Source organism: Herbidospora daliensis (assembly GCF_001570585.1).
In the GTDB taxonomy this organism is placed as follows: domain Bacteria; phylum Actinomycetota; class Actinomycetes; order Streptosporangiales; family Streptosporangiaceae; genus Herbidospora; species Herbidospora daliensis.
This window is the reverse complement of sequence record NZ_BBXF01000006.1, coordinates 145,069-166,384: the sequence shown is the minus strand read 5'-3', so window position 1 is coordinate 166,384 and position 21,316 is coordinate 145,069. Positions and strand designations below refer to the sequence as shown.

At 70.8% G+C, this 21,316-nt stretch carries 21 protein-coding genes; 8 read left to right on the top strand and 13 right to left on the bottom strand.

Annotated elements, in window-relative coordinates; translation table 11 throughout:
- The first annotated feature begins 41 nt into the window (after positions 1 to 41).
- Complete coding sequence (locus AW274_RS29010) at positions 42 to 806, top strand: ATP-binding protein (protein ID WP_062438449.1); 765 nt, start codon at positions 42 to 44, stop codon at positions 804 to 806.
- Here the strand turns inward: AW274_RS29010 and AW274_RS29005 are convergent.
- Genes AW274_RS29005 through AW274_RS28975 form a run of 7 tightly spaced genes read right to left on the bottom strand, consistent with a single transcriptional unit; the run spans position 791 to position 8,601 of the window.
- A complete protein-coding gene (locus AW274_RS29005) occupies positions 791 to 1,810 on the bottom strand; it encodes an arginase family protein (RefSeq protein WP_062438447.1) in 1,020 nt (339 codons plus the stop codon). The two genes, AW274_RS29010 and AW274_RS29005, sit on opposite strands and share 16 nt — an antisense overlap.
- On the bottom strand, positions 1,807 to 3,087 hold the full coding sequence (locus AW274_RS29000; RefSeq protein WP_062438442.1) for a M20/M25/M40 family metallo-hydrolase: 1,281 nt from the start codon (positions 3,085 to 3,087) through the stop codon (positions 1,807 to 1,809). The genes AW274_RS29005 and AW274_RS29000 overlap by 4 nt, the downstream gene beginning before the upstream one ends.
- Entirely contained in the window at positions 3,084 to 4,016 is a 933-nt protein-coding gene (locus AW274_RS28995) for an ABC transporter ATP-binding protein (protein ID WP_062438438.1), read from the bottom strand. Before AW274_RS28995 ends, AW274_RS29000 begins: the two co-directional genes overlap by 4 nt.
- Positions 4,013 to 4,972 carry an ABC transporter ATP-binding protein gene (locus AW274_RS28990; RefSeq protein WP_062438435.1) on the bottom strand — a complete coding sequence of 320 codons (960 nt, stop codon included), beginning with the start codon at positions 4,970 to 4,972 and terminating at the stop codon, positions 4,013 to 4,015. Before AW274_RS28990 ends, AW274_RS28995 begins: the two co-directional genes overlap by 4 nt.
- Positions 4,969 to 5,853 (bottom strand): ABC transporter permease, encoded by an 885-nt coding sequence (locus AW274_RS28985; RefSeq protein ID WP_062438432.1) that lies wholly within the window; start codon positions 5,851 to 5,853, stop codon positions 4,969 to 4,971. Before AW274_RS28985 ends, AW274_RS28990 begins: the two co-directional genes overlap by 4 nt.
- Positions 5,850 to 6,791: an ABC transporter permease gene (locus AW274_RS28980; RefSeq protein ID WP_062438429.1), complete on the bottom strand. Its 942-nt coding sequence runs from the start codon at positions 6,789 to 6,791 to the stop codon at positions 5,850 to 5,852. The genes AW274_RS28985 and AW274_RS28980 overlap by 4 nt, the downstream gene beginning before the upstream one ends.
- A gap of 4 nt (positions 6,792 to 6,795) precedes the next feature.
- Entirely contained in the window at positions 6,796 to 8,601 is a 1,806-nt protein-coding gene (locus AW274_RS28975; RefSeq protein WP_062438426.1) for an ABC transporter substrate-binding protein, read from the bottom strand.
- A 47-nt stretch (positions 8,602 to 8,648) separates the two neighbouring features.
- Between AW274_RS28975 and AW274_RS28970 the strand changes: the two genes are divergently transcribed.
- Positions 8,649 to 10,541: a prolyl oligopeptidase family serine peptidase gene (locus AW274_RS28970; RefSeq protein WP_083974985.1), complete on the top strand. Its 1,893-nt coding sequence runs from the start codon at positions 8,649 to 8,651 to the stop codon at positions 10,539 to 10,541.
- On the opposite strand, the gene AW274_RS28965 is transcribed toward AW274_RS28970, so the two are convergent.
- On the bottom strand, positions 10,490 to 11,626 hold the full coding sequence (locus tag AW274_RS28965) for a benzoate/H(+) symporter BenE family transporter (RefSeq protein WP_062438422.1): 1,137 nt from the start codon (positions 11,624 to 11,626) through the stop codon (positions 10,490 to 10,492). The two genes, AW274_RS28970 and AW274_RS28965, sit on opposite strands and share 52 nt — an antisense overlap.
- Before the next feature lie 60 nt (positions 11,627 to 11,686).
- On the opposite strand from AW274_RS28965, the gene AW274_RS28960 reads away from it, so the two are divergent.
- A complete protein-coding gene (locus AW274_RS28960; protein WP_062438420.1) occupies positions 11,687 to 12,193 on the top strand; it encodes a helix-turn-helix domain-containing protein in 507 nt (168 codons plus the stop codon).
- On the opposite strand, the gene AW274_RS28955 is transcribed toward AW274_RS28960, so the two are convergent.
- Positions 12,190 to 13,734: a class I adenylate-forming enzyme family protein gene (locus AW274_RS28955; RefSeq protein ID WP_232320470.1), complete on the bottom strand. Its 1,545-nt coding sequence runs from the start codon at positions 13,732 to 13,734 to the stop codon at positions 12,190 to 12,192. The two genes, AW274_RS28960 and AW274_RS28955, sit on opposite strands and share 4 nt — an antisense overlap.
- Positions 13,735 to 13,927: 193 nt before the next feature.
- Between AW274_RS28955 and AW274_RS28950 the strand changes: the two genes are divergently transcribed.
- A complete protein-coding gene (locus AW274_RS28950; protein WP_062438414.1) occupies positions 13,928 to 14,380 on the top strand; it encodes a hemerythrin domain-containing protein in 453 nt (150 codons plus the stop codon).
- Here AW274_RS28950 and AW274_RS28945 read toward each other — a convergent pair.
- Positions 14,370 to 15,296, bottom strand: coding sequence for a winged helix-turn-helix transcriptional regulator (locus AW274_RS28945; protein WP_062438411.1), 927 nt, complete (start codon positions 15,294 to 15,296; stop codon positions 14,370 to 14,372). The genes AW274_RS28950 and AW274_RS28945 overlap by 11 nt on opposite strands.
- Positions 15,297 to 15,410: 114 nt before the next feature.
- On the opposite strand from AW274_RS28945, the gene AW274_RS28940 reads away from it, so the two are divergent.
- From AW274_RS28940 to AW274_RS28930, 3 genes are read left to right on the top strand one after another with little or no spacing between them, the layout of a single operon-like run.
- On the top strand, positions 15,411 to 16,838 hold the full coding sequence (locus tag AW274_RS28940) for a carotenoid oxygenase family protein (protein WP_062438407.1): 1,428 nt from the start codon (positions 15,411 to 15,413) through the stop codon (positions 16,836 to 16,838).
- A gap of 28 nt (positions 16,839 to 16,866) precedes the next feature.
- Positions 16,867 to 17,799, top strand: a complete 933-nt coding sequence (locus AW274_RS28935; RefSeq protein ID WP_062438404.1) for an LLM class F420-dependent oxidoreductase — start codon at positions 16,867 to 16,869, stop codon at positions 17,797 to 17,799.
- 52 nt (positions 17,800 to 17,851) lie between these two features.
- On the top strand, positions 17,852 to 18,043 hold the full coding sequence (locus AW274_RS28930) for a tail-anchor membrane protein (protein ID WP_030451175.1): 192 nt from the start codon (positions 17,852 to 17,854) through the stop codon (positions 18,041 to 18,043).
- Here the strand turns inward: AW274_RS28930 and AW274_RS28925 are convergent, their stop codons facing one another.
- Together AW274_RS28925 and AW274_RS28920 are read right to left on the bottom strand one after the other, a co-directional pair.
- Positions 18,044 to 18,355: a DUF3817 domain-containing protein gene (locus AW274_RS28925; RefSeq protein ID WP_034383168.1), complete on the bottom strand. Its 312-nt coding sequence runs from the start codon at positions 18,353 to 18,355 to the stop codon at positions 18,044 to 18,046.
- A complete protein-coding gene (locus tag AW274_RS28920; RefSeq protein WP_062438401.1) occupies positions 18,352 to 19,128 on the bottom strand; it encodes an SURF1 family protein in 777 nt (258 codons plus the stop codon). Before AW274_RS28920 ends, AW274_RS28925 begins: the two co-directional genes overlap by 4 nt.
- Positions 19,129 to 19,245: 117 nt before the next feature.
- Between AW274_RS28920 and AW274_RS28915 the strand changes: the two genes are divergently transcribed.
- Positions 19,246 to 19,431: a hypothetical protein gene (locus tag AW274_RS28915; protein WP_062438396.1), complete on the top strand. Its 186-nt coding sequence runs from the start codon at positions 19,246 to 19,248 to the stop codon at positions 19,429 to 19,431.
- 57 nt (positions 19,432 to 19,488) lie between these two features.
- Here AW274_RS28915 and ggt read toward each other — a convergent pair whose 3' ends face one another.
- Positions 19,489 to 21,225: a gamma-glutamyltransferase gene (gene ggt / locus AW274_RS28910; RefSeq protein ID WP_062439446.1), complete on the bottom strand. Its 1,737-nt coding sequence runs from the start codon at positions 21,223 to 21,225 to the stop codon at positions 19,489 to 19,491.
- Positions 21,226 to 21,316: the final 91 nt, after the last annotated feature.

Here is a 21,316-nt window from a genome sequence, read left to right as displayed (position 1 = left end):
GGGACACTCCGGAAAGAGCCGACGAGTTCGACAGCTGGGTGATGAGATACGTGCTCAACCCGGCGAATCCGCTCTTCCGTGAAGTCCGCATGCTGCTCGCCGAAGACCCGACGATCTATGAGAGCGGCCTCTACAGCGCGGTCCTGACCGCCGTCGCCGAGGGCAACGACACGAGGGGCGGGATCGCGAGCCGGCTCGAACGCAAGGCCACCGACATCTCCCACCAGCTCACCGTCCTGGAGGACGCGGGGCTGCTGGTCACCGACAAGGACGCCTTCCGGCCCGGCCGCTCCTACTACCGGATCACCGAGCCGCTGGTCCGCTTCTACTACGCGATCATGCGCCCCCACTGGGCCTCGCTCGAAACCGTGCGCTTGGGCCGCACCGAGGCCATCTGGGGGAACGCGCGGAAGAACATCTTCCCCAGCCAGGTCGCCGGACCCGTCTTCGAGCGCATGTGCCGGGTGTGGACCGCCGACATGGCCGCCGACGAGAGCGTCGGCGGCATGCCGTCGAAGGTGCTTTCCGGTGTCGTGTACGACTCCTCGACCCGCCAGAGCCACGAGGTCGACCTGGCGGCCTTCGACTCCGGCGGCGAGCTCCTCGCGCTGGGCGAGGTGAAGTGGGGCGAGGTGATCGGCCTGGGTCATCTGGCCCGCCTGGAGAAGATCGCCGCCCTCCGCCCGGCCCGGCGGTTGCTGCTGTTCAGCGGCGCCGGGTTCATGCCGCAGCTGGAGGAGGCCGCCCGGGAGAGCGGCGGCCGCGTCCAGCTGATCGGCCTCGATCGCCTCTACGAAGGCGGCTGAATCCCCCGCAGCGTCGCGGCCACCAGCGGCCCGAGCGTCTCCAGGTGGTAGCCGCCCTCCTGCACCGCCACCGTCGGCAATCCCAGCCCGCCGAGCAGCCGCCCGGTCGAGAGGTAGCCGTCCCGGGTGACCCGCAACGGGCTCTCCGGGTCGTCGGCGGCGGCGTCCACGCCGAGTGACACCACCAGCGCCTCGGCGCCGAAGGCCGCCACCGCCTCGCACAACCGCGCCACCGCGGAAAGCCACACCCCGTCCCCGGACTCGGGGGCGATCGGCACGTTCAGGGTGGTTCCGCCGCCGGTCTCGTCGGCGAAGCCCACGTAGTGGGGGAACCAGCCCGCCCCGGGGTCCACGTGCACGCTGCCGTAGAACACGTCGTCCCGGTCCCAGAAGATGGCTTGCGTTCCGTTGCCGTGGTGGGCGTCCACGTCGACGACGGCGACCTTCGCGTAGCCTTCCGCGCGCAACGTCGTGGCGGCCACCGCCGCGTTGTTCAGGTAGCACGAACCGCCGTAGCCGTCCCGCGTCGCGTGGTGGCCCGGCGGGCGGCACAGCGCATACGTCAGGTCGCGGGACACCAGGCGGGCGGCGGTCCAGGCCGCGCCGGCCGCCGTCAGCGCCGCCTCCCACGTCCCGGGCCCGACCAGGGTCATCGTGTCGTACGCGTACAGCCCCGCCCGCCCGTGCACCGCCGCGGGCGACCGGCCGGGCAGGCCGCCGAGCATCGCCGCCGTGGGGAACACGTAGGGCACCACCCGGTCCTGCGGGTAACCCGCCGCGACCCACTCCGCGTACACGTCCCGCAGATGGCGCAGCAGTCCCTCGGAGTGCACCGAGGTCAGCACGTCCCACGGCGCCTCGGCGGCCTCGGCCCACGTCGCGGGCACGGCCGCGCGGATGCGCCGCACCCGTTCGGCCACCTCGGTGCCGGGGGTCCGCAGGCCGATCCAGATCTCCGCCGACGGGTCGTGCAGCAGGGTCGAGGGCGACCAGACGCCGATCACGGGCGGAAGAAGCGGTCGAGCACCCGGACGCCGAACTCCAGCGCGCTGACCGGCACCCGTTCATCGATGCCGTGGAACATCGCGTTGTAGTCGAACCCCTCGGGCAGCGCCAGCGGCGCGAAGCCGTAGGTCACGACGCCGAGTTCGTGGAACGCCTTGGCGTCGGTGCCGCCGCTCATCACGTACGGGATGGGCAGCGCCTCCGGGTCCTCGGCGACCAGCGCGGCGCACAACGCGTCGAAGGTGGGGCCGCCGGGGTCGGCCTGCGGGGCGTCCTCGAAGCAGACGAACTCGCGGCGCACCTTCGGGCCGAGCAGGGAGTCGACGGTGGCCAGGAACTCTTCCCGGGAGCCGGGCAGGAACCGGCCGTCGACCTGCGCGGACGCCGACCCGGGGATCACGTTGACCTTGTATCCGGCGTCCAGCATGGTCACGTTCGCGGAGTTGCGCAGCACGTGGGCGAACAGCTCCCCCACCTGGCCGAGCCGCCGGGCCTCGCCGTCGAGGTCCGACATGTCGAGTTCGACGTCGAGGGCCCGGGAGATGCCGTCGAGCATGCTCCTGACGCCGGAGGTGAGCTGGATCGGCCACTCGTACGCCGCCAGCCGCGACATCGCGTGGCAGATCTCGGCGACCGGGTTGTCGACCGCGCGGAGCGAGCCGTGCTGGGCGACGCCGTCGGCGGTCAGCCGCATCCACGCCATGCCCTGCTCGCCGACCGCCACGGGGTAGACGCGTTTCCCCTCGTGGACGACGCAGTAGCCGCCGTCCTCGCTGATCGCCTCCCGCACCCCGTCGAAGAGGCCCGCGTGCCGGCCCGCCAGGTAGTACGAGCCGTACTCGCCGGTGGCCTCCTCGTCGGCGGTGAAGGCGAGCACGACGTCGCGCGAGGGCCGCAGCCCGCGCGCGGCCCAGTCGCGCACGAGCGCGAGGGTCATCGCGCAGGTGCCCTTCATGTCGACCGCGCCGCGTCCCCACACGACCCCGTCGACGATCTCGCCGGAGAACGGGTGGACCGCCCAGTCGTCCGCGACGGCGGGCACCACGTCGAGGTGGCCGTGGATGAGGAACGGGTCGGCGTCGGAGGAGCCGCGCACCCGGGCTACCACGTTCGACCGGCCGCGCGACGACTCCAGGATCGTCGCCTCGACTCCGGCGTCGGAGAGCAGCGTGGCGACGTACTCGGCCGCGCCGCGTTCACCTCGGCCCCGGTTGTCGCCCTCGTTGGTGGTGTCGATCCTGATGAGATCGGAGCAGATCGTCCCGACGTCGCTCATGGCAGGACGCAGGCGGCATGGTGGCCGAGGTCGGCGGGCAGCACGGGCAGGTTCTCCTTCTCGCAACGGTCGGCCAGGCCGGCGGGCAGCCCGGCGGCGTAGGCGGGGCAGCGGGGCCGGAAGCGGCAGCCGCCCGGGATCCGCGACGGGTCGGGGGCCTCGCCGGTCAGCACGATCGGCTCCTGCCGGGCGATCTCCGGCACCACCGACAGAAGCGCTTTGGTGTACGGATGCCGCGGCGCCGTCAGCACCTCGGCCGTGTCGCCGGTCTCGACGATGCGGCCCAAATACATGACCGCCACCCGGTCGGCGATGTTCCACGCCAGCCCGAGGTCGTGCGTCACCACCAGCAGCGACAACCCGAGCTCGGCGCGCAGCCGGAGCAGCAGCGCCAGGATCTCGCCGCGCACGGAGGCGTCGAGCGACGACACGGGCTCGTCGGCGACCAGCACGTCGGGCTCCAGCACCAGCGCCCCGGCGATCACCACCCGCTGCCGCTGCCCGCCCGACAGCTCGTGCGGGTAGCGCAGGAAGAAGCGCTCCGGCGGGCGCAGCCCGGCCTTGGCCAGCGCGGCGGCGACGAGTTCCCGTTCGTCGCCGGGCACCTTGTGGATGCGCAGCCCTTCGGCCACCGCCTCGTAGACGGTGTGGCGGGGGTTGAGCGACCCGCTCGGGTCCTGAAGGACGAGCTGCACGTGCCGCCGGAACGCCTTCAGCCGGCGGTGGTCGAGGGGGCGGCCGGCGTGTTCGACGGCGCCTTCAGAAGGGCGTACAAGACCGAGAAGGGCGCGGGCCAGCGACGACTTGCCGCAGCCGGACTCCCCGACCAGCGCGACGATCTCGCCGGAACCGATCTCCAGGTCGACCCCGTCGACCGCGCGGGCCGCGCCGAAGCGGACCGAGAGGTCGCGTGCGGCCAGTGCGCTCATGACGCCTCCCCGGCGAGCAGGCAGGCGGCCCGCCGCCCGGCCGCCACCTCGACGAGTTCGACGTCGGCCGACGAGCACCGGTCGATCGCGACGGGGCAGCGCGGATGGAACGGGCAGCCCGGCGGGAGGTCGCCCGGATAGGGCGGATCGCCGGCGAGCCCGGCGGGGGCGTACCGGAACCGGGGGTCGCCGACGCGGGGGAAGGCCCCGGCGAGGGCGCCGCTGTAGGGGTGCCGCGAGTCGTCGAAGACGACCGAGGCCGGGCCCTCCTCGACGACCTTCCCGGCGTACATGACCGCGACGCGGTCGCAGGTCGTGCCGAGCACCGACAGGTCGTGGGAGATCAGCACCAGCGCCAGCCCCAGGTCCTTGACCAGCCCCGACAGCAGTTGCAGCACCTGCGCCTGGACCATCACGTCGAGCGCGGTGGTCGGCTCGTCGGCGATGACGAGCCGGGGCCGGCAGGCCAGGGCCAGCGCGATCATCACCCGCTGCCGTTGACCGCCCGACAGCTGGTGGGGGTAGTCGCGGGCGCGCCGGGCCGGCAGCCCGACCTGCTCCAGCAGTTCGCCGGCCCGCAGGTCGGCGGCCCTGCGCGAGGTCTTCGGCTCGTGCAGCAGGATCGGCTCGGCGATCTGGCGGCCGATGGTCTGCACCGCGTTGAGCGAGTGCAGCGCCCCCTGGAACACGATCGACGCGGTGGCCCACCTGACCGCCCGCAGGCGGCCGAACGACATGCCGTAGACGTCCTCGCCGTCGAGCAGCACCGACCCGCCCACCCGCGCCGACTTCGGCAGCAGCCGCAGCACGGCGTTGGTGATCGTCGACTTGCCGCAGCCCGACTCGCCCGCGACGCCGAGCACCTCGCCCGGCGCGACGCCGAGCGAGACCCCGCGCACGGCGGGCACGTCTCCGGCGTAGGTGACCGACAGGTCCCGCAACTCCAGCAGGCTCATGGCCCCTCCCGCAGACGTGGGTTCAGCACGACCTCCAGCGCCCGCCCGACCAGCGTGAACGCCAGCACGACCAGCACCACACACAGGCCCGGCGGCAGCACGAACCACCATTCGCCGTTCGACATCGCCCCGGTTCCGTAGGCGTTGTCGAGGATGTACCCCCACGACGGCCGCGTCGGGTCGCCCAGCCCGAGGAACGAGAGCGTCGTCTCCGACAGGATCGCCACCGACACGGTCAGCACCACGTGGGCCAGCACGAGCGGCATCACGTTGGGCAGGATGTGCCGGGTCATCTGGTGCCAGTCGCCGCCGCCGAGCGCCCGCGCCCGTTCCAGGTAGGGCCGCTCCCGCACGCTCAGCGTCTGCGCGCAGACCAGCCGGGCGGTGCCGGGCCACGACGTCACCCCGATGACGATGACGATGTTGAGCAGCGAGGCCCCCAGCACGGTCGCCATCACGATGGCCAGCGGCAGGAACGGGATGACGAGGAACCAGTCGGTGAACCCCATCAGCGTCGAGCGCGCCCAGCCGCCGTAGAACCCGGCCATGACGCCGACGACGGTGCCGATGACGATGGCGATGGCGGTGGCCGCGAGCCCGACGATCAGCGACACCCGGGTGCCGTGGATGAGCAGGGTGAGCACCGACCGGCCGTTCTGGTCGGTGCCGAGCCAGTAGCCGGCCGAGGGGGCGGCGTGCGCCGGGGCGGTCGCCTTGGTGACGTCGAGCCCGGCGGGGTCGGCCAGCACCGAGGCGAACACGGCGACCAGCCCGAAGAACAGCAGGATGCCCAGGCCGACCAGCGCCGACCGGTGGGAGCGGAAGTCGGCCCAGAACCGGGCCGCGGTGGCGCGCCGCCGCTGCCAGGCGATGGCCGTCACCGCGTGCTCACCCGTGGGTCCAGTACGGCGTACAGCAGGTCCGCTACCAGTGTGAACACGATCACCCCGAGGGAGAAGAGCAGGAACACCGCCTGCAGCAGGGGGATGTCGGGCCCGCGCAGCGCCTCGGCGGTGAGCAGTCCCAGACCGGGCCAGGAGAAGACGTACTCGACGGTGATGGCCCCGCCGATCACGAAGCCGAGGTTGAGGAAGATGAGCGTCATGGTCGGCAGCAGCGCGTTCGGCACCGCGTGCCGCCGCCTGACCAGGTCTTCGCGCAGGCCCTTGGCGCGGGCCAGCGTCAGGTAGTCCTGCCGCAGTTCGTCGACCAGCGACGCGCGCATGATCGAGGTGTACTCGGCCAGGTAGACGACGGCGAGCGCGGTGACCGGCAGCACCATGTGCCAGAGCGTGTCGACGGCGGTGGCGAGGAAGCCCGACACCCCGACCGAGTTGATGCCGCCGCTCGGGAAGAACGGCAACCACATGATCAGCATCATGCCGACCCAGAACTCCGGCATCGCGTAGAGCGTGTTGGTCGTCCCGGTGGTGATCCGGTCGAACCGCGACCCGCGCCGCCACCCGCTGCGGATGCCCAGCCAGACCCCGGCCAGCGCCGCCGCCAGCACGGCGGCGCCGACGAGCAGCACGGTCGGCCAGACCCGCTCGCCGATGATCTCCCAGACCGGCCGGTTGAACCGGGTCGAGTTGATCGCCGAGGCGAACGGGTTGGCCAGGTATTCGACGAACTGCTCGCCGACGGGCCGGTTGAGCTGCTGCCGCAGCCGGATCAGCTGCTCGGGCGACATGTTCCGGCCCCGCGTGTAGAGGCCGATCGGGTCGCCCGGCAGCAGCCGGAACAGGAAGAAGTTGAAGACCACGACGAACAGCAGGGTGCCGATCGACCAGCCGACCTTCTTCAGGACGTAGCCGCGCACCGGTTCACTCCCGGTCGTCGGCGGAGGCCGACGACCGCCGCCGCAGCGCCAGGAACCCGGCGCCTCCCAGGATCAGCACACCCACGGCCACGGTGACGACCAGGCCCAGGCTGCCTCCGGAGGGCGACTCGGCCGCCGCCGGCGCACCGGTGGCCGTGACGGGCGCCATCGTCAGGTAGGAGTGCACGCCGTACTGGAACAACAACGACCCGTGGGGGTCGGGCTGGGGGGTGAAGCCCGTCCAGCGGTCGCTCCGGTAGGCGACCAGGTCGTTGTAGTAGTAGGTGATGGCATAGGCGGCGTCGTCGTGGACGAGCTGCTGCATGCGCTTGGCCAGTTCGGCCCGCTTGGCCTGGTCGGTCTCCCCGGCCTGCTGCTCGTAGAGCTCGTCGTAGGCGGGGTTGCAGTAGAAGGAGTCCGACAGGTCGGCGTAGATCGCGTCGCCGTCCTTGTAGCTGCGCTTGCCGCAGGTGAAGACCGACATCTGGTAGTCGGGGTCGGGTTCGACCACCCAGCCCCACTCGAACATGTCGTAGTCGCCCTGGCCGATCACCTCGGTGAGGGTGTCCTCCGACATCACCTTGACGGTGACGTCGATGCCGATCTCCTTCAGCCAGCTCTTCACGAACTCGGCGGTGCTCTGCGAGTCCTGCGACTCCTGCCGGGCGAACAGCCGCAGCGCGAAGCGGGTGCCGTCGGCCTTCTTCGGATATCCGGCCGCGTCGAGCAGCTGGTTCGCCTTGGCCAGGTCGAAGTTCTGCGGCGCGGTGGGCGTGTAGTGCAGCAGCGGATAGACCGGCGGGATGAAGGTGTCGCCCGGCGACCCGTGCCCGTTGAGCACCCGGTCGACGAGGGTCTTGCGGTCGATGGCGTGCGAGATGGCCAGCCTGACCTGCTTGTTCTTCAGCGCCTCATGGCCGTCGCCGATCGCGGTGCCGTCGGCCAGGGCCGCGCCGGTGTTGAAGGCGATCTCGTTGAAGCCGGAGTACTCCGAGCTGCGCGTCGTCACCCCGGGCTTGTCCTTGAGCGAGTTGAAGACGTTGCTCTGCAGGTCGTAGGCGAAGTCGATCTCACCCCGGATCAGCGCCTGCGCCTCGGCGTCGGCGTTGGTGAACACCCGGAAGACCAGTTCGTCGAACTTCGGCGCGCCCTGCCAGTAGTTCTTGTTCGCGGCGAACCGGAGGTACTGCCCCTTGCGCCGCTCGACCAGCTGGAAGGGTCCGGAGCCGACGACCGGCTGACCGTTCTGGGGTTCGTTCTCGTACGACTTGACCGCCTTGCCGTCGACGTCCTTCCAGACGTGCTCGGGCAGGATCGGCACGGCCAGCCGTTCCATGATCGGCGTCGGCTGCTTGACGTGCAGGACCAGCGTGTTGTCGTCGGTCGCCTCGGCCTTGTCGATGTTGGCGACGTAGTTGCCGTAGTTGGTCTGCTCGAAGTCGCCGTCGATGATCCGGTTGAAGGTGTACGCCGCGTCGCGCGCCGTCAGCGGCTGCCCGTCCGACCACGTCACCCCGGCTCTGATCTTGTACGTCCACGACTTCTTGTCCGGCGCCTCGCTGTAGGACTCGGCGAGGGACGGCTGCGGCGAGACGTCCTTGGCGCTGGAGGTGGTGAGGTAGTCGTACATGAGCGCGTAGGTCTCGTAGGCCTCCACGACGATGCCCGTGAAGGGGTTCGTCGAGTCGACGTCCGACTGGATCCCGATCGTGAAGGTGACTTTCGGGGCGGCGGGCGTCGGGCTGAGGGGGGTGGACAGGAGCCCTCCGGCGAGTGCGAAGGTCAGTGCTCTGATGACGAAATGGTGCATATCGTCCTCCGGGGGCGGGAGTCGCTCCAAATCGGTACTGTCCTGCCATGACACACCCGGTAGTGCACAAACTGCACGGCATCGAGCGCATCGACGACCACGCCTGGATGAGAGACTCCGTGGCGGTACGAGACGTGCTCATTTCCGAGCGGCGGCGCTACGAGTCCCGGATCGCCCACACCGCCCCCTTTCGGCAGCATCTCGCAGCCATAATGGCTGGACGGACGCCTGAGACTGAGTCTTCAGTCAGTTGGCGTCATGGGGCCTTTGTCTACTACACGCGGATTGACGCCGGAAGAGAGTTCGGCGAATTCAGACGAAAGCGTGATGCTTCCGACCAGGTGCTCCTTGACCTCGACGCGTTCGGCGACTACGTCGAACTGGGCGTGCGCGAGGTGTCGCCCGACGGCCGCTGGCTGGCCTACTCGATCGACGTGACCGGCGACGAGGTCTACGACCTGCGCTTCCGCAACCTGGAGACGCTGGAGGACCTGCCGGTGAGCATCGGCGGCACCTATTACACGGGCGGCTGGGCCGACGGGTGGTTCTACTACACGGTGGTGGACGAGGTGTACCGCCCGTGCGAGGTGCGCCGCTACGACCTCTCCACGGGCGCCGACGAGGTCGTGCTGCGCGAGGGCGACCGCCGGTTCGAGCTGACCGTGCGGGCCACCCGGTCGGGCACCCACCTGCTCATCACCGCCGCCAGCCGCGACACGACCGAGGTGTGGTCGGTGAACGACGGGGTGCCCGAGTCGGTCGGCGGGCGGCGTCCGGGCGTCGAATACCACTGCGACGCCACCCTCGACGGCCTGGTGACCTGGACCGACGAGGGGCATTCGGAGTTCCGGGTGGTCGGCGTGCCGCCGCTGCCCGGCGAGCGCATCCATGCGGTCGACTGCTTCGACGGCCACAAGGTGCTGACCCTGCGCCGGGGCGGCGACCCGTTGCTGCGGGTGCTCGGCGACGACGGGACGTCCTACGAGGTGCATCCCCCGGTGCCCTGCGGGCGCATCGCCCTGGTGCACAACGCGGAGTACCTGACCGATTCGGTGGTCTTCGAGACGGGGTCGTACAGCGAACCGACGCAGTGGTGGCGGCTGACGCTCGCGTCCGGCGTACGGAAGCTGGTGAAGGAGAACCCCCGCCACGACGGCTACGTGAGCGAACGCCTCTGGGCCCCCGCCGACGACGGCGTGGAGATCCCCGTCACCGTCGTCCGCCGCGCCGACGTGCCGCTCGACGGAACCGCGCCGTGCCTGCTCTACGGCTACGGCGCCTACGAGGCCGTCTTCGACCCGACCTGGGACGCGGCCCTGTCGGCCTTCCTCGACCAGGGCGCGGTCTTCGCGCACGCCCACGTCAGGGGCGGCGGCGAGATGGGCCGCGCCTGGTGGCAGGCCGGCCGCCTCTCGCGCAAGCCGACGACCTTCACCGACCACATCGCGGTGGCCGAGCACCTGCGCCCGCTCGTGTCGGGCATCGCCACCCGCGGCCTGTCGGCCGGCGGCCTCCTCCAGGCCGCCGTCTACGGCATGCGCCCCGACCTGTGGGCGGCCGTGGTGGCCGAAGTGCCGTTCGTGGACGTCGTCACGACGATGCTCGACGACACCATCCCCCTGACGGTGAACGAGTGGGACGAGTGGGGCGACCCGCGCCGCCTCGACGACTTCACCTGGATGCTCGCCTACTCCCCCTACGACAACATCCCGAGCGGCGACCTGCCCCCGCTGCTGGTGACGGGCGCGGTCAACGACCCGAGGGTGCTGGTGCACGAACCGGCCAAGTGGGTGGCCGCCCTCCGCGCCAACGGCGCCGACCCGCTGTTCCGGGTCGAGGTCGAAGACGGCGGCCATTCGGGCCCGCCCGGCCGCTACGCCCACCTGCACTACGAGGCGGAGATCTTCTCCTTCGTCCTGGAGGCGCTGAAGAAGACGTGAACGACCCCGCCCGCGACCAGCCCCCAGAACGCCGCCCCCACCCCGAGGAAACTCATCCCTGAGGCGGTCACCAGGAAGGTGATGATGGCCGCCTCCCCCTCGATGTTCCTGATGGCCGAGGTCAGCGCCCCCAGAAGCGCCAACCCGGCGACGCCCTGGATGAGGATCGGCGGCGACTGCACCACGAACGAGGTGGCGACCGCCGCCGACAGTCCGAGGCAGATCATCGCCACCCCCGAGGTGGTCGAGGCGATCCATCGCCGCGCCGGATCGGGCTCGGCGTCGGGCCCGGCCGACAACGCCGCCGAGATGGCGGCGAGGTTGACCGCGTGCCCCCCGAACGGCGCGGCGGCAGCCGAGGCGACCCCGGTGACCCGCAGGGCGCTCGCCAGCGGAACCCGGTACCCGAACCCCGCCATGACGGCCATCCCCGGCACGTTCTGAGAGGCCATGGTCACCAAGAACAAGGGAACCGCGATGGACACCACCCCCTGGACGGTGAACCGCGGCGCGGTGAAGGCGAGCTGCGGCCACCCGGCGTCGACCGGAGCGGCGATGAGCACGATCGCGACCACCAGCGCCGCGGGCACCGCCCACGTCCGCGCGAACCGCATCAGCACCAGCCACACGAGCACGACCGGCACGGCCAGCCGCGGCACCTGCACGACGGCCTGCACCGGCGCCAGGCACAGCTGGAGCAGCACCCCCGCGAGCATGGCGGCCGCGATGGGCTGCGGAATCGCGGCGATCCACCGCCCGAGCGGCCGGAACAGCCCCGCGACGACGATCAGCGCCGCCGACACGAGGAACGCCCCCACGGCCGTGGCGAACCCGCCCTCGACGGCCCCGGTCGACGCGAGCAGCGCCGCTCCCGGGGTGGACCAGGCGATCACGATCGGCATCCGGTACCGCAACGAGAGCCACATGGAACCGGCCCCCACGGCGAGACAGGCCGCGAGCAGCCCGGAGGCGGCCTGGGCCGGGCTCGCCCCCACGGCCTGGAAGCCGCCGAGCAGGATCGCGAACGAACTCGCGAACCCGACGACGGCGGTGACGACACCCGCGACGATGGGCTGGACGACCATGGGGGTTCCTCCGATCGTTCCATAAACGGAACGCTTGTGGCGTGAGGGAGGATAACCGACGTGGACGCCCAAGAGATAGGCCGCCGCCTCCGCGAACTGCGCGAGGCGAAGGGCATGTCGCTGTCTGGTCTGTCGCGGCTGGCCGGGGTGGGCAAGGCGACGATGTCGGGCTTGGAGACGGGGACCCGGAACCCGACCATGGAGACGTTGTGGAAGGTGACGGCTGCGCTGGAGGTGCCGCTGACGGCGCTGCTGTCGTCACCTGCGGTGTTGCCTGACGTGGCGGTCGAGGGGCGACTGCTGGAGTCGTTCACGGACGCGACGGTGACGTACGAGCTCTACCGGCTGGTCATCAAGGCGGGCACGTCGCAGATCTCCCCCGCGCACGGGCCGGGGGTGACCGAACACCTGACGATCTTCAGCGGCGTGGCGGAGGTGGGTCCGAAGGCGTCACCGCTGACGGGCGGAGCGGGCGACCATCTGGTGTGGACGTCGGACACCCCTCACCTCTACGCGGCGAGGGGCCCGGAGGACGTGCAGGCGAGCCTGCTGATCCGCTATCCCTAAAGGGTCTCGCGCAACTCCCGCTTGAGGATCTTCCCCAGCGAGTTCCGCGGCAGCGCCTCGACCACCTCAAGCCGCTCCGGCAGCTTGTAGGAAGCCACCCCCGTGTCCCGCAGAAACTCGACCAGCGACTCCAGCGTCACCGACATGTCGGGCTTCACCACGACCATCGCGCACGCCTTCTCGCCCAGCACCGCGTCCGGATACCCCACCACGGCCACCTCGGCCACGGCGGGATGCCCCGCGAGCAGCGCCTCGACCTCGGCCGGCGCGATGTTCATCCCGCCCCGGATGATCAGATCCTTGGCCCGGTCGACGTACCGCAGGTACCGCCCCTGGGCCAGCTCGAACACGTCCCCCGTGATGAGGTACCCGTCGTCGTCGAAGGGGTCGGCCTCGGCGGTCCCGGCCAGGTACCCGGCGAACACGGTGGGCCCGGACAACCGCAGCTCCCCGGGCACCCCCTCGGAGACGACCTCGGTCCCGTCATGCGAGAACAGCTTCACCGAGGTCCCGCCCAGCGTCCCCGGCCACGAGGTCCCGGGAGCGTCCGGCCGGGGGAAGTACCGAGCCCGGTCGTCCGGGTCGGGCATCGTCTCCGGGTCGGAGAGAAGGGCGATCCCCTCGTTCGACCCGAAGAAGTTGATGATCGCGATCCCGTGCTTCTCCTGCCACCCGCGCACCATCGGCGGCGGCAGCGGCGCCGACCCCGACCCGATCCGCGTGAGGGACGAGATGTCGAACTGCCCCAGCACCTCGGGCTTGTGCAGCAACATCGTCAAGAGGGCGGGCGGCGCAAGAGTGTACGTCACCCGCTCCGACGCGACCTGCGTCAGGTAGACCGGCAGGTCGAAGGGGTGGTGCTGGATGAGCGCGAACCCCGTCCGCAACCACGGCATGAAGACGCCGCCGATGCCCGCCATGTTGACCATGGGGAAGGGGTTCAGAACCACGTCGGAGGGTCCGAGGCCGACCGCGTCGGCGCAGGTCCAGCCGACCGCGCCCCAGTCGTAGTGGCACCGCGGCACGCCCTTGGGGGTCGCCTCGGTGCCGGACGTCCAGCAGATGGTCACGCAGTCGTTGGGGTCGACGGCCAGCGCCGCGAGGTGGGCGGCGAGCTTCCCGGCGTCGCCGGTCGCCGTGTCGAGGCCGCCGCCCCATTCGAGGACCGTCTCCACCCCGATCTCGTGGACGACCTCCGCCCGGTCGGCCGAGGTCACGAACACGGAGGCGGACGCAAGAGGGGTCAGCTGGGCCAGTTCGTAGCGCCGGAACTGCACCGGGAACGGGGTCACGATGGCCCCGACGCGCACCACGGCCAGCACGGTCACGGCCAGTTCGACCGAGTTCGGCAACTGGACGGCCACCACGTCGGAGGCGGACACCCCGTGGTCAAGAAGGACGGCGGCCACCCGGTCGACCTCGGCGTCGAGTTCGGCCCAGGTCAGCCGCTTGACCTCGGATCCGGCCATGAGGGCGGGCTTGTTCGGGGGGTCGGCCACCGCGAGGGCGGCGGGCCGTTCGGCAACGCGAGCCCGCAACATCCCGTCAATGGTGTCGTCAGTCCACCACCCGGCGGAGGTGTAACGCTCGACGACATCTTTCGCGTGCAGCCTCATACCGGACTCCCGGACTCTTTGATTGTGCCCGGAACATTAGGCAACCCCGTCTCCAGGGTCAACGAGTTTCGGCTGATTCGTGTGGGTTAGGCGGAGGAGATCAGAAAGGAGGCCACGGATGGACCGCCGCACCACCGTCGAGCCGGATCAGGACCTGGACGTGATCACCGTGCTGACCCGTCAGCACGCCCTGATCAGGGATCTGTTCGATGAAGTGGAGCGCAGTCAGCCGGCCGACCGCAGGGAGACCTTCGGGAGGCTGGTGCGGCTGCTGGCCGTACACGAGGAGGCCGAGGAGGTCGTCGTGCATCCCGTCGCGCTGGCCCGCCTGAACGGCGGGTCGGAGATCGTGGCGAGCCGGAAGAAAGAGGCAGGGTACGTCAGAGAGCTCATCAGGACCCTCGATCCCGATTCACCCGATTTCACGCGCGATCTGGAGATCCTCAGGGCGACCGTGTTCGCCCACGTCACCGCGGAGGAGAGATACGAGTACGCCGCACTGGACTCGGTGACCAGCGCGGCCGAACGGCACGTCATGGCCGAAGGCGTCAGGGAGACCTTCAGGCACTGATGTCGAAGTGCACCTCGCGGCGGGCGAGCACGCCGCCGCAGGCGGTGCACAACAACACGGGAGCGAGCCCGGCGCCGCAGGACTTGTGAGTGATGTCGAGCGTGGAGCCCGGCGGCGTCGGGAGCTCCCGCTGGGCCCAGGCGACGAGGAAGGCGAAGACCTCGAAGAAGGCCAGGCCGCGTTCGGTCAGGCGGTAGCCCGACTCGCAGGAGCGGAAGACGCCGAGGTCGACGAAGCGGCGCAGCCGGTCGGTCAGCACCGAGGGCGCAATGCCCATCTCGGCCTGGAAGTCGCCGAACCGCTTCACGCCGAGGAAGGCGGCGGCCAGCACGTGGGTCGACCAGCGGTCGCCCAGGATCTCCATGGCGTCGGGGCAGTAGCCGAGGTAGTCGGGGCGGGGGCCCGCGGTGCGGCGGTGCTGGCGGGGGGCGTGCGCGCTGGCGAAGGTGGCGTTGGGGCCGCGGACGGTGTGGGTGCCGCGGGCGGTCATCACGTTGAGGCAGTGGCCGCAGCCGAGCACCGGCCGCGACTCGTGACCGCAGACGTCGTGGATGAGCGGGGGCAGTTCGCGGTCGGTCCAGTCGCGTTCCCACGAGTAGACGGCGACCAGCAGCGACCAGAGGTCGAGGCCGCGCTGGGTGAGGCGGTATTCGTAGCGCATCCGGCCGTTGCGGTAGGCGGCCATCTCGAAGATGCCGCACGCGACGAGTTCCTTGAGGCGGGAGGCCAGCACCGACTCGCTGATGCCCAATTCGTCGCGCCAGCCGGCGAAGGTGCGGACGTGGAGGAGGAAGGCCCGCTGGAGGATCATCAGGACCCACCGGTCGCCGAGGATCGTGAGTGCCTGCCCGATCGGGGTGAGCCGCTCTTCGGCCGGGGCCGAAGGTGGTGCGACCGTCAGGGTGGCCTCAGGCATGAGATTCCTGACAGGTGGTGCTGTGCATGTTTCCCCGCGCTTACTGGATGAACCCGAATATCCCACTCTAAGGGCACATTGACGAGCTGACTTCTTTATCCGTAGCGTCACTGTATGAAAGTTCTGGACGAATCAGGCGAAGACAACCCATACCTCCTCGGGGTGTACGCGCCCGTCCAGGAGGAGCTCACCAGTGACCAGCTGAAAGTCGTCGGCGAGATCCCGAAGGACCTCAACGGCGTCTACCTGCGCAACGGCCCCAACGCGCGGTTCCCCATGCGGGGCCGCTATCACTGGTTCGACGGCGACGGCATGGTGCACGCCGTGCACTTCGAGAACGGCGCCGCCCGCTACCGCAACCGGTGGGTGCGCACCCGCGCGTTCGAGGCCGAGAGCGCGGCCGGGCGGTCGTTGTGGACGGGGGTCATGGAGAACCCCAAGGCCAACCCGTTCGGCAACGTGCGCGGGCTCAATCTGAAGGACTCCGCCAACACCGACATCGTGTTCCACCAGGGGCGGCTGCTCACCACCTGGTATCTGTGCGGGTCTCCGTACACGATGGACCCGCTGTCGCTCGAGACGCTGGGCGCGCAGACCTTCCTCGACACGCTGACCGGCGACGTGATGGCCCACCCGAAGGTCGACGAACGCACCGGCGAGCTGTTCTGGTTCGACTACGGGCCCAGACCCCCGTTCCTCCGGTACGGGGTGGTCGGCCCCCAGGGCGCCGTCGAGCACCTGGTCGACCTCGACCTGCCGGGCGCCCGGCTCCCCCACGACATGGCGATCACCGAGAACCACGCGGTGCTTATGGACCTGCCGCTGTTCCAGGATCTCGACGCCGCCCGCCAGGGACGCTACAAGCTGACCTTCGACCGCTCGCTGCCCTCGCGGTTCGGGGTGATCCCCAAGCGCGGCCGGGCCGACCAGATCAGATGGTTCGAGGCCAAGCCCTGCTACATCTACCACGTGGTCAACGCGTGGGAGGAGGACGGCCGGATCGTCATGGACGTCTGCCGCGTCGGCCGCCCGGCCCCCAGCGGCGGCGGCAGCGTGCTGGCCCGCATGATCAGCTACCTCAAGCTCGACGCCCGCATGTACCGCTACCGCTTCGACCTGACCACGGGCGCCACCTCCGAGGAGTACGTCGACGGCGACCACAACACCGAGTTCCCCTCGATCGACCTGCGGCTGACCGGCCGCAAGTCCCGGTACGCCTACAACGTCTCCGTCAAGCAGGCCCCCACCAACCTCTTCGACGGCCTGGTCAAGTACGACAACCTGACCGGCGCGAAGCAGACCCACTACTTCGGCGAGCACCGCTACGGCAGCGAGGCCCCCTTCGCCCCCCGCGACGGCTCGACCGGCGAGGACGACGGCTACCTGGTCACCTTCGTCACCGACGAACGCGACCAGCGCTCGGAGGTCCAGGTCTTCGACGCCGCCGACCTCACCAAGGGACCGGTGGCCCGGGTGCTGCTGCCGCAGCGGGTACCGCTCGGCTTCCACGCCACCTGGGTACGGTCCGACCAGCTCCCCTGATCGTCCACGAACAACAGAACGGCACCACATGCTCAGCGTTTCCCTCGGTCTGTGGCAGGACCGGCCGGCCTCCGACGCCCTGCTCACCGCCAGGGCGGCCGACGACCTCGGCTATCCCGAACTGTGGATCGGCGAGATGGCCACCTACGACGCCTTCGCCCTCGCCACCGCCGTCGGCCTGGCCACCGAGAACATCAGCTTGACCCTCGGCCCCTTCGCCGTCGCGGTCCGCGACCCGATGATGATCGCCATGGGGGTGGCCTCGGTGGCCGACCTCGTGAAGCGGCCGGTGAACGTCGCCATCGGCACTTCCAGCCCGCTCGTGGTCGAGAAGTGGCACGGCCGCCCCCACGCGGGTTCGGCGCGGGCGCTGGCCGAGCACGCCGAGGTGCTGCGCGGCCTGCTCGACGGGGAGAAGTCGGCGCACGCCCGCTCGTCGGGCTACCGGCTCCGGCTCGACCCGCCGCGCTCGACCGTCACCGTCGCCGCGTTCGGCCCGCAGGCCGTGAAGATCGCCGCCAGAGCCGACCGCATGGTGCTCAACCTGATCACCCCGGCCTCGGCCGCCCGGCTGGTCGACGACTACCGGGCGGCGGGCGGCACGCGGGTGGCCGCCTGGGTGACCGCCTCGGCGACCGGGGACGCCGCCGCGATGGACCAGCTCCGGCGGGGTGTCGTCGGCTACCTGGCCGCCCCCGGCTACGGCGAGATGTTCACCGAGGCCGGGTTCGGCGACGTGGTGCGGTTCGCCCGCACCCGCCCGCATCCCCGCGAGCTGCTCGCCGAGATCCCCGACGAACTGCTCGAATCGGTCGGGCTGCTCGGCCGGTCGGCGGAGAAGCGGCTGGCCGAATATCGCGACGCGGGGGTCGACGAGGTGGCCCTGATTCCCGTGAGCACCGAGGGCGACCCAGGGGGCGTCGGCACGCTCAGGGAACTGCGGGCTCTTGACGCACGTTGAGGATCCATCGTCCAGTATTGAGATGCATCGCGAATGATCCGAAGGGGCCCCAATGTCGCCACTCGCCAAGTACTACGTCGGTGCGGGCATCGGTTCGCTGCTCGCCATCTGGCTGCTGCCCGGACTCATCTCGTTCCTGGTGGTGGTCGGGCTCCTCGGGGCGCCCGTCGTCGCCTGGTTCATGCTCGACGAATCGCAGCGGCGGCGGATCCTGCGCCTGCGCCGCCGGGGCATCGGCCGCTAGCTAGGCCGCCGCGACCTGGGCGTGAACCCGGTCGGTGACCCGCCGTTCGAAGTAGAACGACAGGAACGGCACGGTGCCGGCCAGCATCACGCCCAGGATGTAGCCCCACGACCAGCGGGCCTTGAGGCCCAGGTTGATGGTGGCGACCAGATAGACCATGTAGAGGAAGCCGTGGATCGGCGAGATGATCTGCGACGGCCCGGGGATGTCGAACCCGTAGCGCAGGACCATTCCGGTCACCAGCACGAGCAGCATGCAGCCGACGATGTAGGCCATCACTCGGAACGGCTTGAGGGCGGATTCCACGGTCACGTCTCCGGCTCGGGTTCGGGGTCTTCGGATCGTACGTTGCTTCGCACGGCGTCGCGGACGAAGTGGAACCACATGTAGACGGCGAATGCCGCGAAGATCCACCACTGGGCCGCGTAGGCCAGGTTGCGCCAGGTCAGCGCGGCCCCCTGGGTGGGGGCGGGCACGGCCACCGGGGTGGCCGACAGGGCGGGCGTCTGCTGGGTCGCCACGACGAAGCCGTCGCGCAGGTCGCCCGTCCACAGGTTGATCAGCTCGGCCGTCGAGACCGTCGCGACCTGCCCGCTGGGCAGGGTGCCGCCGCGCTGGACGGCGTCGGACTGGTCGGGCGCCCGCAGGCGGCCGGTCACGCTCACCTCGCCCGCCGGCACGGCCGCGGCCGGGTCGTCGGGTGAGGCCACCCAGCCCCGGACCACCGGCATGGTCGAGCCGTCGGTGAGGGTCAGCGGGGTGAGCAGCCAGAATCCCTGGCCGGCCGAGGCCCGGCCGCCGGGGGCGGCGACGTCGGGTTCGCGGTCGGCGACCAGCAGCTGCGCGCCGGCGTCATAGGTGCCGGTGGCGGTGACCCGGCGGCCGACCTCGTCGGCGGTCACGCGTTCGCCGGGGACGCTGAGGTCGGTCAGCGCGACGGGGGCCGGGTCGGCGGCGGCCCGGGGTTGCCCGGAGTCGGTGAAGACGCCGAGCTGCCAGCGGCCGAGCAGGGCGAAGGCCACCAGAACCCCGATCACCAGCAGGTGGAGGCCCACCAGCCGGGGAGCGAACAGGGTGCGCAGCATGACTCACAAGGTATCCGCCTTGCACACCGGTCCCGGCCATGGGGCCGGATTCCTCAAAACTAGCAATAACGACATATTGGTGTCTCGTGGGCATGGTGTGTCGCTAGAGTTCGTGACATGTCTGACCCACAGGTTGACCCGGCCGGGAACACGCAGGCCTTCCGCGCCTTCGCCCGCAACCAGGAAGAGGCCGCGCAGGAGGCCCAGCAGCAGGAGTCGTCGCGCCTCCCCCTTTACATCGCCCTGGGCGTCGCCCTGGTGATCGTGGTGGCGGTCGTCGGCTACTTCGCCTTCCTGGCCTAGGAAGACCTCCACGAGCAGAACCGCCGGCGACCGCGCCCGCCGGCGGTTTTGACGTGTCTACCGAACGACGAGCGCGCTACCGCCGCCCCTTCGGGTCGGTTCGGCGACGGCCTGGACCTTGCCGTGCTTCAGGAACTCCAGCGCGGTCGCGGCGCCGATCTCCGGGGTGAGCGCGAACGTGTGGCCCTTGGCGGTCAGCTCGGCGCCGTGGCGGTCGATGAACGCCTGCTCGGCCTGGGTCGCCGCGATGTTGCGCTGCGAGGCGCGCGGGGCGGCCACCGCGTCGGGCAGCGACATGCCGAACGAGAAGCGGTTGAGCAGGATCTGCAGCACGGTCGTGATGATCGTCGCGCCGCCGGGCGAGCCGACCGCCAGCAGCGGCCTGCCGTCCTTGAACACGATCGTCGGGGCCATCGAGGAGCGCGGGCGCTTGCCCGGGGCGGGCAGGTTGGGATCGCCCGGCGCCGGGCCGAAGGTGAAGTCGGTCAGCTCGTTGTTGAGCAGCACGCCCCGGCCGGGCACCACGATCCCGGCGCCGCCGGTCTGCTCGATGGTGATGTTGTACGCCGCCACGTTCCCCCACCGGTCGGAGACGACCAAATGGGTGGTCTCGGGCCCTTCGGGCTGCTGCTCCTTGCTCTCGGGCGCCGGAGCGGGGGCGGCGCAGGGGCCGTAGACGCCATCGGGCTGGCCGGGAGCCGCCGGGTGGGGCAGCGCGGCGTCGCCGATCAGGCAGGCCCGCTCCTTGGCGAAGCCCTCCGACAGGAGCTGCCGCAGCGGGACGTCGACGAACGCCGGGTCGCCCACGTAGGCGTTGCGGTCGGCGAAGGCCAGCCTGCTGGCGTTCAGGTAGTCGCCCAGGTCGGCCGGGCCGACGTTCTCCAGGATGTTGAGCGCCTCGCCGACGGTCGAGCCGCCGGAGGACGGCGGGGCCATGCCGTAGACGTCGAGTCCGTGCCAGCGGACCTTGGTCGGCTCGGGGGTGAGCGCCCGGTAGGCCCGCAGGTCGGACAGCTCCATCAGGCCCGGCCGGACGTTGCGGGCCGAGCCGGGGGTGACGGGCGGGTTCTTGACGGTGGCGACGATCTCCTGGCCGAGCTTCCCGCCGTAGAGCCAGGAGGGGCCCTTGTCGCCGAGCTCCTGGTAGGTGCGGGCCAGGTCGGGGTTGCGGAACGTCGACCCGACCGGGGGCGGCGCGCCTCCCGGCAGGTAGAGGGCCGCCGTGGAGGTCAAGTCGGCGAAGCGGGCCGCGTTGGCGGCGGTCTGGTCGTAGAAGGTCTGGTCGACGGGGAAGCCCCGGCGGGCCAGGTCGGCGGCGGGCTTCAGGGCCTTCTTCAGCGTGATCGTGCCGAAGCGGCGCAGCGCCAGGTCCCACTGGGCCACCGAGCCGGGCACGCCGACCGACAGGCCGCTGGTGACGGCCTGGTCGAAGGGGATGCCCTCGAAGGTCGTGGACGTCATCGCCGCCGGGGCGGTCTCGCGGCCGTCGACGGTCACCACCCGGCGGGAGCGGGAGTCGTAGTAGACGATGAAGCCGCCGCCGGCCAGCCCGGCCGAGTAGGGCTCGGTGACCCCGAGCGCGGCGGCCCCGGCGACGGCGGCGTCCATGGCGTTGCCGCCGTTCTTCAGCACGCCGAGCGCGACCTTGCTGGCCTCCAGGTCGACGGTGGCCACGGCCCCGTCGTAGCCCTCGGCGACGGGTTTCTTCTCCACCTGCGGCCGGGCCTGGGCGGGCGGGGCGACGAGCGCCCCCAGTACGACGATCCCGAGCGCGGCGCCTGTGACGCGTCTCATGGTCACCTCCACTTTGCGATCATCCAAGGATGACCGGACATGTCAAGACCCGGTACGCCCGACGGTGTAGTGCGGGCTGCCCCCGCTGATG

Bases quoted from the DNA above. Each gene is read 5' to 3' on its own strand.
- AW274_RS29010 (WP_062438449.1), top strand. From the start codon at position 42: ATGAGATACGTGCTCAACCCGGCGAATCCGCTCTTCCGTGAAGTCCGC.
- AW274_RS29000 (WP_062438442.1), bottom strand. From the start codon at position 3,087: ATGAGCGACGTCGGGACGATCTGCTCCGATCTCATCAGGATCGACACC.
- AW274_RS28995 (WP_062438438.1), bottom strand. From the start codon at position 4,016: ATGAGCGCACTGGCCGCACGCGACCTCTCGGTCCGCTTCGGCGCGGCC.
- AW274_RS28990 (WP_062438435.1), bottom strand. From the start codon at position 4,972: ATGAGCCTGCTGGAGTTGCGGGACCTGTCGGTCACCTACGCCGGAGAC.
- AW274_RS28975 (WP_062438426.1), bottom strand. From the start codon at position 8,601: ATGCACCATTTCGTCATCAGAGCACTGACCTTCGCACTCGCCGGAGGG.
- AW274_RS28970 (WP_083974985.1), top strand. From the start codon at position 8,649: ATGACACACCCGGTAGTGCACAAACTGCACGGCATCGAGCGCATCGAC.
- AW274_RS28965 (WP_062438422.1), bottom strand. From the start codon at position 11,626: ATGGTCGTCCAGCCCATCGTCGCGGGTGTCGTCACCGCCGTCGTCGGG.
- AW274_RS28955 (WP_232320470.1), bottom strand. From the start codon at position 13,734: ATGTTGCGGGCTCGCGTTGCCGAACGGCCCGCCGCCCTCGCGGTGGCC.
- AW274_RS28950 (WP_062438414.1), top strand. From the start codon at position 13,928: ATGGACCGCCGCACCACCGTCGAGCCGGATCAGGACCTGGACGTGATC.
- AW274_RS28945 (WP_062438411.1), bottom strand. From the start codon at position 15,296: ATGCCTGAGGCCACCCTGACGGTCGCACCACCTTCGGCCCCGGCCGAA.
- AW274_RS28940 (WP_062438407.1), top strand. From the start codon at position 15,411: ATGAAAGTTCTGGACGAATCAGGCGAAGACAACCCATACCTCCTCGGG.
- AW274_RS28935 (WP_062438404.1), top strand. From the start codon at position 16,867: ATGCTCAGCGTTTCCCTCGGTCTGTGGCAGGACCGGCCGGCCTCCGAC.
- AW274_RS28930 (WP_030451175.1), top strand. From the start codon at position 17,852: ATGTCGCCACTCGCCAAGTACTACGTCGGTGCGGGCATCGGTTCGCTG.
- AW274_RS28920 (WP_062438401.1), bottom strand. From the start codon at position 19,128: ATGCTGCGCACCCTGTTCGCTCCCCGGCTGGTGGGCCTCCACCTGCTG.
- AW274_RS28915 (WP_062438396.1), top strand. From the start codon at position 19,246: ATGTCTGACCCACAGGTTGACCCGGCCGGGAACACGCAGGCCTTCCGC.
- ggt (WP_062439446.1), bottom strand. From the start codon at position 21,225: ATGAGACGCGTCACAGGCGCCGCGCTCGGGATCGTCGTACTGGGGGCG.